The organism is Mucilaginibacter polytrichastri (genome assembly GCF_001911425.1).
Taxonomy (GTDB): Bacteria; Bacteroidota; Bacteroidia; order Sphingobacteriales; family Sphingobacteriaceae; genus Mucilaginibacter; species Mucilaginibacter polytrichastri.
This window is the reverse complement of the sequence record NZ_MPPL01000001.1, coordinates 657,295-670,731: the sequence shown is the minus strand read 5'-3', so window position 1 is coordinate 670,731 and position 13,437 is coordinate 657,295. Positions and strand designations below refer to the sequence as shown.

The 13,437-nt window shown below is 43.9% G+C and carries 14 protein-coding genes; 4 read left to right on the top strand and 10 right to left on the bottom strand.

Annotation, left to right across the window (positions count from 1 at the left end):
- Positions 1-95 precede the first annotated feature (95 nt).
- A complete protein-coding gene (locus tag RG47T_RS03045) occupies positions 96-815 on the top strand; it encodes a DUF4397 domain-containing protein (RefSeq protein WP_074488034.1) in 720 nt (239 codons plus the stop codon).
- A gap of 158 nt (positions 816-973) precedes the next feature.
- Here the strand turns inward: RG47T_RS03045 and RG47T_RS03040 are convergent, their stop codons facing one another.
- From RG47T_RS03040 to RG47T_RS03000, 9 genes are all read right to left on the bottom strand, one after another.
- On the bottom strand, positions 974-2,275 hold the full coding sequence (locus RG47T_RS03040; protein ID WP_245770773.1) for a sensor histidine kinase: 1,302 nt from the start codon (positions 2,273-2,275) through the stop codon (positions 974-976).
- Positions 2,256-3,629 carry a sigma-54-dependent transcriptional regulator gene (locus RG47T_RS03035; protein WP_074488030.1) on the bottom strand — a complete coding sequence of 458 codons (1,374 nt, stop codon included), beginning with the start codon at positions 3,627-3,629 and terminating at the stop codon, positions 2,256-2,258. Before RG47T_RS03035 ends, RG47T_RS03040 begins: the two co-directional genes overlap by 20 nt.
- A 21-nt stretch (positions 3,630-3,650) precedes the next feature.
- Entirely contained in the window at positions 3,651-4,841 is a 1,191-nt protein-coding gene (locus RG47T_RS03030) for an ABC transporter permease (protein ID WP_074488028.1), read from the bottom strand.
- 31 nt (positions 4,842-4,872) lie between these two features.
- Positions 4,873-6,102 (bottom strand): ABC transporter permease, encoded by a 1,230-nt coding sequence (locus RG47T_RS03025; protein ID WP_074488026.1) that lies wholly within the window; start codon positions 6,100-6,102, stop codon positions 4,873-4,875.
- Between the two features lie 22 nt (positions 6,103-6,124).
- Complete coding sequence (locus RG47T_RS03020) at positions 6,125-6,790, bottom strand: ABC transporter ATP-binding protein (RefSeq protein WP_074488025.1); 666 nt, start codon at positions 6,788-6,790, stop codon at positions 6,125-6,127.
- 22 nt (positions 6,791-6,812) lie between these two features.
- Positions 6,813-8,270 carry a TolC family protein gene (locus tag RG47T_RS03015; RefSeq protein ID WP_074488023.1) on the bottom strand — a complete coding sequence of 486 codons (1,458 nt, stop codon included), beginning with the start codon at positions 8,268-8,270 and terminating at the stop codon, positions 6,813-6,815.
- 14 nt (positions 8,271-8,284) lie between these two features.
- On the bottom strand, positions 8,285-9,532 hold the full coding sequence (locus RG47T_RS03010; RefSeq protein WP_074488021.1) for an efflux RND transporter periplasmic adaptor subunit: 1,248 nt from the start codon (positions 9,530-9,532) through the stop codon (positions 8,285-8,287).
- Positions 9,533-9,708: 176 nt separating this feature from the next.
- Positions 9,709-9,852 carry a hypothetical protein gene (locus tag RG47T_RS25920; protein ID WP_171972464.1) on the bottom strand — a complete coding sequence of 48 codons (144 nt, stop codon included), beginning with the start codon at positions 9,850-9,852 and terminating at the stop codon, positions 9,709-9,711.
- Positions 9,853-10,251: 399 nt separating this feature from the next.
- Positions 10,252-10,833 (bottom strand): histidine phosphatase family protein, encoded by a 582-nt coding sequence (locus RG47T_RS03000; protein WP_074488018.1) that lies wholly within the window; start codon positions 10,831-10,833, stop codon positions 10,252-10,254.
- A gap of 131 nt (positions 10,834-10,964) precedes the next feature.
- On the opposite strand from RG47T_RS03000, the gene RG47T_RS02995 reads away from it, so the two are divergent.
- The gene (locus RG47T_RS02995) at positions 10,965-11,492 is read left to right on the top strand and encodes a DUF892 family protein (protein ID WP_074488016.1); all 528 of its coding nucleotides are present in this window, start codon (positions 10,965-10,967) and stop codon (positions 11,490-11,492) included.
- Positions 11,493-11,499: 7 nt separating this feature from the next.
- Here RG47T_RS02995 and RG47T_RS02990 read toward each other — a convergent pair whose 3' ends face one another.
- Complete coding sequence (locus tag RG47T_RS02990; protein ID WP_074488014.1) at positions 11,500-11,925, bottom strand: RNA-binding S4 domain-containing protein; 426 nt, start codon at positions 11,923-11,925, stop codon at positions 11,500-11,502.
- Between the two features lie 83 nt (positions 11,926-12,008).
- Here RG47T_RS02990 and RG47T_RS02985 point away from each other — a divergent pair, with 83 nt between their 5' ends.
- Positions 12,009-12,452 (top strand): hypothetical protein, encoded by a 444-nt coding sequence (locus tag RG47T_RS02985; RefSeq protein ID WP_074488012.1) that lies wholly within the window; start codon positions 12,009-12,011, stop codon positions 12,450-12,452.
- Between the two features lie 54 nt (positions 12,453-12,506).
- Positions 12,507-13,325 carry a 2,3,4,5-tetrahydropyridine-2,6-dicarboxylate N-succinyltransferase gene (locus RG47T_RS02980; protein WP_074488011.1) on the top strand — a complete coding sequence of 273 codons (819 nt, stop codon included), beginning with the start codon at positions 12,507-12,509 and terminating at the stop codon, positions 13,323-13,325.
- The last annotated feature ends 112 nt before the right edge of the window (positions 13,326-13,437 follow it).

Below are 13,437 nucleotides of genomic sequence, written 5' to 3'. Positions count from 1 at the left end.
TTTGTTTTACAAAGGTGGCTTTGTAAAAAAGTACATAGTATGTAGCATCTGGCCTTTAAAACACGTAAAGGCTTTATATACAAAAACCAATTTTTATGAAAAAGCTAGTACTAAATTTAAAAGGATGGGCATGTGCGACCGGGATAGCTGTTGTAGTGGCCATATCATTTTCTGCTTGTGTTAAGGATAATAACCGCTATAACAATGTAACGCAGCCGGTTGCATTGATATCCGCTATCAACGCCTCGCCCGATGCACAACCTGTAGACTTCTTTTTAGATCAGAACCGTACGGCATCCAACACTATTAAAAGTGGTGAGAGCCAGGATTATATCCGCGCCTATACCGGCAAAAGAAACCTTATTTTTTATGCTGCCGGCAGCAGCCAGAAGATTATTTCAGATACGGCAACACTGAAAAACAATACGCTTTATTCGGTTTTTTTAGCCAACGTGGTAAGTAAACCCGATCTTATTTTGCTAACCGATACGTTGAAACAACCGGCATCTGGTATGGCCACCATTCGCTTTATTAACCTCAGTCCGGATGCACCAGCGGCAGACCTGGCCATTAAGGGCGGCAATGTGCTGGTATCCAATAAAGCATATAAAGCTTTTTCGGGCTTTATTACTTTGCCTGTTAACGCGGCTTATAACCTGGAAATTCGGCAAGCGGGCACCAGCACAGTACTTGCCAGTTTAAATAATGTGAACATTAAAAACGGCTTGTATACAGTTTGGCTGCAAGGCATTGCCGCAGCTACAGATCAAACCAAGCTAAGCGCTCATATTCAAAACAACGTTTACTACTACTAACATTACTAATTTTTAATAAAAGAGGCGGGTAGACGATCATCTATCCGCCTTTGCTATGGAATGACTACTGGAAGAAGAAAAGCATTTGGAACAATATATTTATACCGTAGAAACCCCTCCCGTGGGGAGAGGGAACTTCTCGACAAACCCCGATCTATCTAAAAACTAATCCGGAACTCGGTTTGGCTTTGCGCTACCGTTTTTAACGAAAACCTAAATCCATGGTTCATTAGTATTTCTCTTACCAGGGTAAGGCCTATGCCCTGCCCGTCTTTTTTGGTACTGTAAAATGGCGTAAACAACTGTTCACTTTGTGTGGCGGTAATGCCGGTGCCTGTATCGGTAATTATCAATTGCTTGTTAAGGGCATTAATTTTAAGTGTTACGATACCGGTATGGCCGTCAATGGCTTCAATGGCATTTTTAACCACGTTAATCAATGCCTGTTCCATTTGTTGCTCGTCTGCCGGTATGTAAAGCGGTGCCTCTACAGGTTCAATAACCAGTTCCACCCTGCTTTCTGCTGCCTTGTTTGCCATCAGCCTTACAATAGATTTAATGAGGGGCAATACTTCCACTTGTTTTTTATTGGGCGCAGGCAGTTTAACCAGGTCTGCAAAGTTGCGCATAAACAGGTTGAGGTTTTGGTTACGGTCCAGCGCAACCTGCAGGGCTTCTTTCAACAACTCATCTTTACTGGTCCACAGGTTCTCTGTTTTTAAGGTCGATTGGATAATGGAGTTTACCGGCCCAATGGTATTGTTAACCTCATGTGCCATCATGCGGATCACCTTGCCATATACATTTTTCTCGGCCGCCAAAATTTCGGCGGTAAGCTCTTCTATCATAATAAAATGGCGCGGAAAGCCCCTGTCTACAAAATGCGATTTCTGTATTTTGTAAGTTGATGCTCCGCCATACTTGAGCACCTTGGTTTCGCCCGATTTGAGATTGGTAACCTGTTGCAATAATTCGTTCGATACATTACCCACTGGTTGGTTAAGTACCTGCTTATCTCCCACACCCAAAATTTGGAGCGCTTTCGGGTTAATCTGTTGCACCTGGTCGTCGTGGTCTAAAACAATGATGCCTGTTGGCGAGGTGTGGATCAGCTTCTCCAGAAAAAAGTGCTGCTGCTCCTGCAAGGTACGCTCGGTACGCAGCTGGTCTATCATCTGGTTGTACACGCCAATCAGCTGGTCTACCTCGTATTTACCAGTTGGCGAAAACTTGATGTTAAAGTCTCGGTCTTTAATAGCCTCCAAACCCACCATCAATGATTTCATGGGCTGGATAAGCTGCCGGTACAAATTCCAGGAAATAAGGATAGAGATAATAACAAACACCTCTGCCACCAGAAACAACGCCTTATTGGCCTCAAAAATAAAATAGGTAAGCACCAGCGTTACCAGGTGCAGAATGAATACGAACAGGATGTATTTAGTCCTCAGTTTCATCATAAGGTATTTGGTATTTATCCAGCCTGCGGTATAACGAACTGCGGGTAAGGCCCAATGATTGTGCAGCTTTAGTTACCCGGTTTTTGTGGTAGTCCATCGCTTTTTTTATCATCTCCATTTCCATCTCTTCCAACGTAATTGACCCCACGCCCGGCAACTGCCTACTATCTTTTTTAACCGGCGAAGTATCCAGTTGCGCACGGATATCATCGATATCCAGCTTATCTTTTTTACTTACCAGCACGGCACGCTCTACCAGGTTTTTTAACTGGCGTATGTTGCCCGGTAAAGGCAATTGCTGCAACCATTTTAAAGCAGCCGGGGTAATGGACAATTCGAGCCGGTTATAAATAGTTTTAAGGTTGCCGATAAAGTAATTAGCCAGCAAAGGGATATCGCCCGGCCGCTCGCGCAGGGCCGGCAGGTAAATGGTGATGAGGTTTATACGGTACAGCAAATCTTCCCTAAAACTGGCTTTGGCCACCATATCATTGAGGTTTTTATTGGTGGCGCATACCACCCGCACATCAACGGTTTTGGTGCGGCTGCTGCCCAACACTTCGTATGTACGGTCTTGCAATACGCGCAGCAACTTCACCTGGCTGCCTGCATCGAGGTCGCCTATTTCATCTAAAAATATAGTGCCCTTGTTCGACATTTCGAAGCGGCCCATCCTGTCAAACCGGGCATCGGTAAATGCGCCGCGGATGTGCCCAAACATTTCGCTCTCGAACAACGAGGTTGAAATACCGCCCAAATTTACCTTCACAAAGGGCTTGTTACGCCGGCCACTATTCTGGTGAATAGCCTCGGCAATCAATTCCTTACCGGTGCCGCTTTCGCCCATTACCAGTATCGAGGCATCGGTGGAGGCCACGCGGCCAATGGTTTCCAGTATATCCAGCATTTGCGGGTCCTGCCCTATAATCTGCTCAAAGTTATACTGGCTGTCCAACTGCTTGCGGGTGCGCTGCTGGTTTTTGTTTGCGCCCAGGTCTAAAAATGTTTTAACAGCTTGCAGCAAGTGTTCGTTACTCCAGGGCTTGTTAATAAAGTCATTAGCGCCCATTTTCATGCCCTGTACGGCCAGTTCTATGCTACCCCACCCTGTAATGAGAATTACAGGCACGGTGGCATCCAGTCTCTTTATTTTACCCAATAGCGCAATGCCTTCTTCGCCTGTGGTGGCTATGGAAAAGTTAAGATCGAGGACAATGAGTTGCGGTTTGTTTTTTTTAATAATAGATAAAGCCTCGGCCGGGGCAGCGGCTCCTTTAACGTCGTAACCCTCGTTTGTTAATAACAAAACGAGGGAGGTACGCACGGCAATATCATCATCAATAATTAGTATCATATTGAGGTGTTAAGGTCGTAATTATTCTTCATGTAACGCAACTGCCGGGTAAATTGCAGCCGCCTGTTTGCCGGGATAAAGCGAGCAGATTAATACCAATATGTAAATGAACAAAATTGCCAAAGCCAGTGCCAGCAGATAAACGCTGGCCGGCAGGTCAAATACATTCAACAGCGGAAACTGTACCGCAAAAAACGCCCCGATAATGAGCGAAAAAGTAGCCACGATCAAAGCTTCAGCAACCAATTGTGATGATACGGAATTGCCTGATGCACCTATTGCACGGCGCAGGCCAATTTCGCCCCGGCGTTTGTTGATATTGTACCACAGCACACCAAATATGCCCAGGGCTACATTGATAATGAGAAAGGCAGCCACAATAGACATAACGATTAGCGGTACCAGTGTAAATTTGTTGTAAGCCACCAGTTTATTAGGCAAATGCTCCAGTTCGATATTTGAATTTTTGAGTGCGTTAGCCATTAATTTATAAAGCCGGCTTTCAAATGCGGCGTCGGCTTTAGGGTCAACCTTTACCAGGATGCTGGTAAGCCAGTGATAAGCCCCCGTATCCAGGCGGTTATACATACTAACTTCTGCCCTTTGGTAATCGCCGTTAAATTTAATATCGTTAAGCACACCAATAATTTTGGTTTTGCTGTGGGTTTTGTCATCGCCATAGTTAAGGTACTTACCTACGGCATCAGTATTCCCAAATATTTTTTCTTTAAGTGCATTGTTAATTACGGTAATGTTTTGTTTGGATGCAAAGTCTTCTTTATTGTACCAGCGGCCTGCCTGCATCTTTGCGCCCAATACATTTATATAATTAATATCGCCCGAGAATTGGTTTACCGACGGTACCTCTTTCCCGTTTGCGCTAATAGTATTATTCGTATGTGAAGTAGAAAACGGAACATTGGAACTGGAATAACCGGCATCTATTACCTGCGGCATGGCCTTAATGTTGCGCAACAAGCCCTCATAAAACAGGGTGAGCGAATCAGAATTCTGGGTTTTTAGTGAGTTATTGTAATTAATTACCCATACATGCTCATAGTTTATCCCGATGGGCTTTACATAGTTACGGTATGAGTTTATACCAAAGGCAAAAACAGCAAACAGCACCATAAATGATAGCAGTATCTCTACAATGAGTAAAGAGTTTTGCTTCTTTTTATTCCAGATTAGCTTAAATAAATGCTTAAACATAATATCTTAATTTTAAGGAATGATTAGTTGATTAGGCTTTTAAAGCGGTTACTACATTAAGTTTAGACATGCGCCAGGCCGGGTAAACCCCGGAAAGCAAACCAAAGAAAATGCAGATTAGCATAGCAAAAAGCAGGACGGTAAAATTCAGGGTAAGATCGAGGTTGGCAATTAATTTGGCATTGTTTATAAAATACATAGCAATTACCGATAACACTACGCCTATAATGCCGCCCAGAAAGGTAAGAATAAGGTTCTCTGCAATAAATTGATAAACCAGTGTTTGAGACGATGCCCCAAAAGCTTTACGCACCCCAATCTCTGACGAACGCTCCATAATACGGGTAACATTAATATTAACCAGGTTTAGTGTGGGCAACAACATTACAAACAAAGCAAATATCACCAGCGCAATTAGCACATACATTACGCCAGATTTGGTTTCGTTACCGGTGCGCACAAAGCCAACAATGTAGGTATCTGCATGGGTATACAGTGTGTTAAACAATTTATTGGGCATGGGTATTTTGGGTACCATTGCATCAAATTCCTGCTGCATTTTAGGCACGTCCTCCTTGTTAGCCGCTAACAAAATGGCGTTAAAATCGCCCATGTACCCTTTATCTTTATTAAAATCATTTTTGGCAACGGTGTAAGGCAGGTATATGTCGGCATAAAAAAAATAAGCGGTTATCGGTATATTTTTCACTACGCCGCAAACACGGTATTTAACATTATCAGCCTCAATATATTTGCCTACCACAGGCCCGGCATCACCCCCAAAGTATTCATTCTTCATATCCTCAGATATCACGGTTACATGCTCTGCATTGGCCACCTGCTGGCTGGTAATTGCCTTGCCTTCCAGAAACTTGTACTCCGTTACATCCCAGTAACTGGCATCGGTATATTTATAATTAATAACAATTTTACGGTTGTTAACATAAGTATTAGTGCTCCTGAATTGAGACGAGATAGCCATTTTAACCGGTGTTTTAAGGCTCCCCACAAAATGCTTAAGAAAGTAGTATGACGGACTGGTGGAGTTCATCGCATCCTTGCCGCGTAACTCTATGTGGGCAACATATAAGGAGCGGTCGCGCTTTTTATCCGGATAGTCGTCATTTGCTATCTTATCAATAAACGCCGTGGCCACCATTAAAATGGTGAGCGTAAAGCTGATACCGAACAGGCTGATAAACGTAAAGAACTTGCGGCGCCTTAACACCGCTATGGCTATTTTAAAATAGTTTTTTAACATGGCTATATTGGTTTAGGCTGATTTATAAAACTTGCGAACCATCAAACAGGCGAACTAAACGGTGAGTTTTTTGCGCCATATGCTCATCGTGTGTAACCATTATAATAGTGGTACCGTCGTTTTTATTGAGGTTGATGAGGATGTCCATAATCTCGTTACCCATGGCACTGTCCAGGTTACCGGTAGGCTCATCGGCCAGTATAATTTCGGGGCGGCCTACAATAGCCCTTGCAATAGCTACACGCTGCCTTTGCCCGCCTGATAATTGCGTTGGGAAATGCTTCATCCGGTTGCTCAACCCTACTTTTTCTAAGGCCTCGCTGGCCAGTTGCCGGCGCTCTTTGGCCGTAGTATCGCGGTATAGCAAAGGCAGTTCCACATTGTCTAGCACCTGCAGATCATTAATGAGGTGATAGCTTTGAAAAATGAACCCCAACTTTTGGTTGCGGAATTTGGCCAGTTGCTTATCGCTAAGGTTGCCGGTGGTTTGGTCTGCTATTTTAATTTGGCCTTTTGATGGTGCATCCAGCAAACCCATAATATTCAGCAGCGTACTTTTACCACAGCCCGACGGGCCCATGATAGATAAGAACTCGCCTTTGGCAATATCCAGATTAATGTTGTTAAGCGCCAGGGTTTCGATATTGGTGGTGCGGTAAACCTTTTCAATGTTTTGTAAACTGATCATGATTGGTTGATTATAATGCTTTTTAATAAGTTATTTTTTGTTTCTTTTCAAAATCGTAAAGCGAGAGGTAGCGCAGCTGGTAATAAGCTCCCCAGAAATCGCGCAGGGCATTAATAAAATCCCGCTTGGCCTGGTCGTTCTCCTGGAAGGCAATGCTCAGGTCGGTAATGCTTAAATCGCCCAGTACGTAGCGCTCGCGGGCTATCTGGTACTTTTCGCCGGCAATGCTGTCGGCCTGTGCGTTAGAGGCAATCTGCTCTTTCAGCATATTAAACAGCGTAACCTGGGTAATGATCTGCTGCCTGAAAGTTTGCTTATCCTGCTCCACGGCATACACGGTAAACTGCTCGTTAGCCTCAGCCGTTTTGGTTTTAGATTTGCTGCGGCCCCAATCCAGCACCGGGATGGCAAACTGCAATTGCAGCAATTGCTGGTTTTGCGGCGATTTATATACATCAGGTATGTTGGATGCGCTGTTAGAGAAGCCCAGGTTGGCCGTTAAAGTTGCCGTTAGCCCGGTTTGCCCTTTGGCTTTGGCTACATCCCGCTGGGCCTCGGCAATGCGCCTTATAAAAGCAATCGCGTCTGACCGGTTGGCAAAGGCTTCGGCCAAAACCTTTTCTGTATTCACCTCCATTTTGCTGATCTCTTCGGGCACCACCAATGCAATACTGCTTTCGCCATCAAAACCCATGTAGCTGCGCAATGTAAGGGTGGCTATCTGAATGTTGCGCTTAGCTATGCCAACGGCCTTCTGTGCGTTCAGCAGTTCGAGCTGCAGTTGCAAAATTTCGTTTTTAGATAGCTTGCCCAACTCAAACTTTACGTTGGCTACTTTGAGGATCTGTTGGGTATTTTTTAGATTGAGCTCTGCCACGTGCAAATTAACCTGCGAAAGCAACAGATCAAAAAAGTACCCTTCCACCGTTACCGCAATCTGCTCCTGCGATTCGATAAAAGCCTGTTTGCTTTCGTTGTATTTCAAAGGCTCTATCCTTTTATCCCATTTAAGGCTATTGAACTGGAACAGCGGCTGGCTAAACCCCACAGCATAAGGCACACCATTGTACAGCACATTGTTACGGTCGAAATCATCAAAACGCTGCAGGTTGGTTGTACCGTAAATGGTGCCCCCGGTAGCGGTAATGGTTTGGCTAAAATCCAGCTGCAGGCTCGAGTTATCATTATGTATCGGCTGAAATAAAATGGTACCATTAGGCTGCAATACCTGCTGGTAGGTTTTACTGTAACCCGGCAGCGTACCGCTTAACGAAAGCTGCGGCTGGTAGTTTGATTTGTAGGTACGCCACTGCCAGTATTTGGTTTCTTTTACCGAGATGGCCTGTTTAGCGGCAATAGAATTTTTGCGGGCCAGCTCAACCACTTGCCCCAGGGTAAGGCGCAGGGTATCAGGCGTGGCGGCGTTAACAACATCGGTAATGCCGAATACAAAAAACAAGATGTAGTATAAAGTTTTCATTTTTGTACGGCTTATTAGTTTTTAATACTGAATTCTTTTGCATTTTTATACTCACTCATATCCGAGCTGATAAGTACTTCGCCGGGCTTTACACCATCTTTAATCTCCACATAATCAAAATTGCTGAGGCCCAGGTGCACGGTGCGTCTTTCGGCCTTATCGCCGTTTACCACAAATACATCCTGCGCGCCAACACCTTTAAAGGCCTGCCCGTTGGCTATACGCATTACCTTGCTGTGTGCGGCCGTAACCAGGTATACATCCACCTTCATGTTGGGGCGCAGCTGCTTGTTGTTACGCTCGTCCAACTGTACATCATAACTTACAATACCGTTTTGCACCGATGGGTATACATTTACAATATGCCCCCGCAACTGGTTATCATTAAAGCGCACAATGGCCGGCATACCGGCATGTAACTGGTCGAGGTAATTATCTGAGATGGTGCCCGCCACCTTAAAGCTGCCCAGGTCGGCAATGCGGGCCAGTATTTCGCCCTCCCTTATAGTTGCGCCGATATTCTTATTCACATAAGTAATCACCCCATTGCGGGTGGCCACAACATTGGCCAGTTTCAGCTTGCGTTCCAGTTCGTCGAGGTCGTTTTGCTGAATGGCGGCGGCAATTTCTGCCTCCTTTACCTCTACCTGCATGGTTTGCTGCTTGCTTTTAATCTCGTTTTCGAGCTGTTTTTTTTCCAGCTGGGCAACCTTGAGGTTAAGCTCGGCCTGCTCAATGCCTTCGCGGGTGCCGCCACCGGCTTTGTACAGGCGTTTAGCATTTTCTACCGCATCTTGCAGGTTGGCAATGCGCAATTGTTTAATGGCATTGTTGGACTGGATGTCGAAAAAACTTTTATTGAGATCGAGCTTGAGTTTTTTGATCTCGTTGTGCTTGGTTTCGAGTTGAAACCGGAGTTTGGCAAATTCGTTTTCGGTGGCAGATTTGTCGAGGATGAGGATAGACTGCCCGGTTTTAACCTTGGTACCGGCATCCAGCACTGCGCTTTTTATCGAAGCGTTGATGGGGCTGGTTATTACTTCCTCAAACTCGGGCAATACCTCGCCTGCTGCATTAAGCGTGTTCTCTACATCGCCAATAGCCACGCTGGCTACTGTAATTTCGCTACGGTTTAGTGACGATTTTAAAAACACCCTTATGCCCCACACAGCGGCAACCAGCATGCCGGCACATAGGCCAATGATGAGCGTATTTCTCTTTCGTTTTTTTGAGGTTATTTCGGCTGATATTTCGGTATCCATTTATCGCTTGTTTGCCTATAGCTTTGCAAGCGCTGTGCCGATATTAAATAGTTAAATATCAGATATTTAAGATTTATTTAATTTGAATAAACGTCCGATACCGGACAAAGTGTTTTGAATTGGGATAATAAGCCGACGGGTGAATGACCTGCCAGCTGTAGAGGTCTGGCAAAGGATTAATCTATAAGTTCAACAAAAATGGTCATGATCAATAAAAAGGAGATGCCTATGTAACAAAACTCCTTACGGTTTTCCCATTTTTTAATTTCAGTTACCCGGCCACTTCCCTTCAATTTTTTCGACAGTTTTTTCGCCTTCATGGCATGGATAATGAGATAGATAATTATTGCGATTGATGCGTAAATGTAAATTGGTAGATGAGATAAAAACTTCATTCAAGTTTGCCTTATTAAATTATTACGCCTCTATAGCGAATTAAAACAGACGGAGTATCAAATGCTAAAGAATAACCGTTACTCTATCAACGTTTAATTGATAAGATTGGTTTTTTTCAATTGCAATACCACACCTCTGCAGCAAAAGTCAGCTATCAGGAGTTAATAAAATTGACATTAAGGTTTACAAACCTGCCAAAATTGAGCAAGAAAGAAGATTTGGAGGCGATGCTAGAAAATTTTCATCCAGCGTTGTAGCAGTTGGGTATACATTACCTTCCATACCTGCTGAGATACTTTTATAGTGTCTAAGAAATAGATATACTAAAAACCACAATCTCCCACAGGCGTAATTCCTTCCTGATCTACAGTTAGCACTGCTTTATTTTTAGGATAGGTGATTACGTAGATACTATCAAAATCATCTTCTTTCCATTTGCCGGGGAGGTCTTTAAGGCCAAGCGATATTAAAATATTTCCGAGTTGCTTATGTTCCCAAACTACCAATACGGTACCGGTTTGCTTCTTTATTTTTTTGGCCAGCAGGTCGGTGGCATCAACGGTAAAGTCGGTATTAATGGGCAGGTTATTTTTAATGGCAAAAGGCATAATAGTTTGCAGCATGCGGCAGTTGGTGGTACGCTTACCTGTTGAAGGTGCGGGCACATAAATATAATCGGGGATGCCAAACTTACTTTTTAGTACTGCAGGCAGTTTTATTGCCCTGTTAAAACCGGCACACGATAGGTTATCGCCCTGGGCGGGTTTTTCGCCATGCCTTATGAGTACAATGCGCAGCGCGGTACGATCTGGCTTGGGCTTACTGTAAACTACGGCTGGGATAGTTAAAAACAGGAAGAGTATGCTGCGTAAAAAAGCTGTTTTTAATATGGGAGATGATAACATACACTAATGTAGAAATAAAGTTGCAAAAGCGTGGCAGCATTAATATAAAAGGCCCTGTTTTAATTAATTGCCGATGATTAACTACCTTTATCGCGCAAAGTAATTTGCTGCTTTTCAACCACAACAACATCATGTCCCCTATCAAAACTAATATGCGGCTGTTTAACGGCCATTTAAAATTGGATGAAGCTTCTTTAAAAAAGGTATTTTTAATGCAGTTAAGTAATATTTACTGCGTTAGGTCTTACCTTATTGCCAACCTGCCCATTATGGCGGCAAGCGCTTCATTTAATGATCTTAAAAACGCCATATTAGAGAGTGTAGATGAAATGAAGATCCAGCTGTTGAGGATGGAAGAGATTTACCGTATTATTGGCGAAGAATACGCTATAAAACACTGCTTTGGCGTACGATTTTTAACCATAGAAGCCTATGTGGCCATTAAAGCCGACGGCATGACCAAACTGGAGGCCGACCTTGCCATGCTGTGTTATTTAAACGCCATTGAAAGCCTGGAGATTTCGTGCTATAAAGCCTTGTGCGATATTGCTGAATCGCTGCCCGAGGACGACCTGCGCCTGCTGCTGAAACAAAACCTGGATATGGCCAAAGACAGCAAAGAGCTTTACGAACTGATCTCTAAAGAGTATTTAAAATAAATCAGACCTATTCTTCTTCTTTATTGCCGGCTTCGGTATTTTTCTCAAAGAAGTCCTGCTGCAGGTCGTCAATATCGCGGCGGTCGCGTTTGGTTGGGCGGCCTGCGCCACGATCGCGGCGCAACTGCGGTGCCTGCGACATCGCCTGAAAGCCCTCGCGGTCTTCAACCGGTGTTTTGTCTTCGTAATAATTTACGGCAGTTTTGGCATCAACGCGGTTCTCTAACAAGCCGGTTACCAGTATTATTTTACGCTCGGGGCCTTTAGATACGCTATACAGTTCATCCAGTTTCACTTCGTGCGATGGCTTTGTATTTTGCCCGTTCAATTTAACACGCCCTGCCTTGCAGGCGTCTGAAGCCAGGGTACGGGTTTTAAAAAGGCGGATGGCCCACAAGTATTTATCTATTCGTAATTTCTCTTTTTCTGCCATAAATTACATCACTTAACTAAAATGCAAAATGGCTAAATAAATTGGACAGCAGCAAGTGTTTGTTTTAAATTATATTTGCAAGAATGGAATTACAAGAAAACGACGACTACATAGAAAATCCTCAAGAGGATGATAATTACGATATTGAGATCTACTCCAAAAGGGCAATCTGGGGTTTCTCTATATTTTTCTCTACCATATTTGGAGGCGTACTACTGATGACCAATTTACGGGAAGCCGGTTATAAAAGAGAGGCCAACCTTGTGCTGATATTTTCGGTATTGTATACCCTCATTGGCAGTGTGGTTATGAGCTACATCGGCATACAGTCCAGCGCTTTTGCCATCATTTTTAATGGTATCGGCGCTGCAATACTAACCGAATATTTTTTTAACAAATATTTCCCCGAGGATGATTATTTCCCTAAAAGCATTACGAAGCCGCTTATCATCTCTTTAGTGATCTGTGTGGCAATTGTACTTTTTGTATATAACTATGCACCAAAGGGAATGTTACCTGTTAAATAGCTTTTTAGACCCTGTTTTTGCTCAAAAAACCTTTACTTTGCGAAAATTTTTATCATGTATTTAGATTTAAAAGAACTCATTGAACAAGCCTGGGAAGATCGTGCCCTGCTAAGTGAAAACGAATATATTAATGCCATTGAAACCATTATTGAGCGCCTCGACAAAGGTGAAGCCCGTGTTGCCGAGTGTATAGCCGGCCGCTGGCATGTTAACGAATGGATTAAAAAAGCAGTGCTGATGTATTTCCCGATCATGAAAATGGAGGAGATTAAGGTTGGTCCGTTTGTGTTCCATGATAAAATGAAACTAAAAACCGACTACAAAAAAACCGGTGTGCGCATTGTACCTCATGGTATTGCACGTTATGGTGCTTATTTGGCCCCAGGCGTAATCATGATGCCATCGTACGTAAACATTGGTGCTTATGTAGGCGAAGGCACCATGGTTGATACCTGGGCTACCGTAGGTTCGTGCGCGCAAGTTGGTAAGCATGTACACTTAAGCGGCGGTGTTGGCATTGGTGGTGTGTTAGAGCCTGTTCAGGCTGCCCCGGTTATCATCGGCGACAACTGTTTCCTGGGTTCACGCGCTATCGTTGTTGAAGGCATCCGTTTAGAGAACGAAGTAGTATTGGGTGCAAACGTAGTATTAACTGCCTCTACCAAAATTATTGATGTTACCGGCGAAGAGCCAGTTGAATATAAAGGTTATGTACCGTCACGTTCGGTAGTTATACCTGGTTCATATACCAAAAAATTCCCTGCAGGTGAGTACCAGGTACCATGTGCCCTCATCATCGGGAAACGTAAAGAATCAACCGATAAGAAAACCTCCCTTAATGATGCATTGAGAGAGAATAATGTAGCGGTGTAAATTAGTTTTGAGTTAAATTAACAACGTCATTGCGAGGAACGAAGCAATCCCCGGCATGCAGAGCCGCTCTGTAGGTCGGGGATTGCTTTGTCGTACCTCCTCGCAATGACGT

Bases quoted from the DNA above. Each gene is read 5' to 3' on its own strand.
- RG47T_RS03045 (WP_074488034.1), top strand. From the start codon at position 96: ATGAAAAAGCTAGTACTAAATTTAAAAGGATGGGCATGTGCGACCGGG.
- RG47T_RS03040 (WP_245770773.1), bottom strand. From the start codon at position 2,275: ATGATGAAACTGAGGACTAAATACATCCTGTTCGTATTCATTCTGCAC.
- RG47T_RS03035 (WP_074488030.1), bottom strand. From the start codon at position 3,629: ATGATACTAATTATTGATGATGATATTGCCGTGCGTACCTCCCTCGTT.
- RG47T_RS03030 (WP_074488028.1), bottom strand. From the start codon at position 4,841: ATGTTTAAGCATTTATTTAAGCTAATCTGGAATAAAAAGAAGCAAAAC.
- RG47T_RS03025 (WP_074488026.1), bottom strand. From the start codon at position 6,102: ATGTTAAAAAACTATTTTAAAATAGCCATAGCGGTGTTAAGGCGCCGC.
- RG47T_RS03020 (WP_074488025.1), bottom strand. From the start codon at position 6,790: ATGATCAGTTTACAAAACATTGAAAAGGTTTACCGCACCACCAATATC.
- RG47T_RS03015 (WP_074488023.1), bottom strand. From the start codon at position 8,270: ATGAAAACTTTATACTACATCTTGTTTTTTGTATTCGGCATTACCGAT.
- RG47T_RS03010 (WP_074488021.1), bottom strand. From the start codon at position 9,532: ATGGATACCGAAATATCAGCCGAAATAACCTCAAAAAAACGAAAGAGA.
- RG47T_RS25920 (WP_171972464.1), bottom strand. From the start codon at position 9,852: ATGAAGGCGAAAAAACTGTCGAAAAAATTGAAGGGAAGTGGCCGGGTA.
- RG47T_RS03000 (WP_074488018.1), bottom strand. From the start codon at position 10,833: ATGTTATCATCTCCCATATTAAAAACAGCTTTTTTACGCAGCATACTC.
- RG47T_RS02995 (WP_074488016.1), top strand. From the start codon at position 10,965: ATGTCCCCTATCAAAACTAATATGCGGCTGTTTAACGGCCATTTAAAA.
- RG47T_RS02990 (WP_074488014.1), bottom strand. From the start codon at position 11,925: ATGGCAGAAAAAGAGAAATTACGAATAGATAAATACTTGTGGGCCATC.
- RG47T_RS02985 (WP_074488012.1), top strand. From the start codon at position 12,009: ATGGAATTACAAGAAAACGACGACTACATAGAAAATCCTCAAGAGGAT.
- RG47T_RS02980 (WP_074488011.1), top strand. From the start codon at position 12,507: ATGTATTTAGATTTAAAAGAACTCATTGAACAAGCCTGGGAAGATCGT.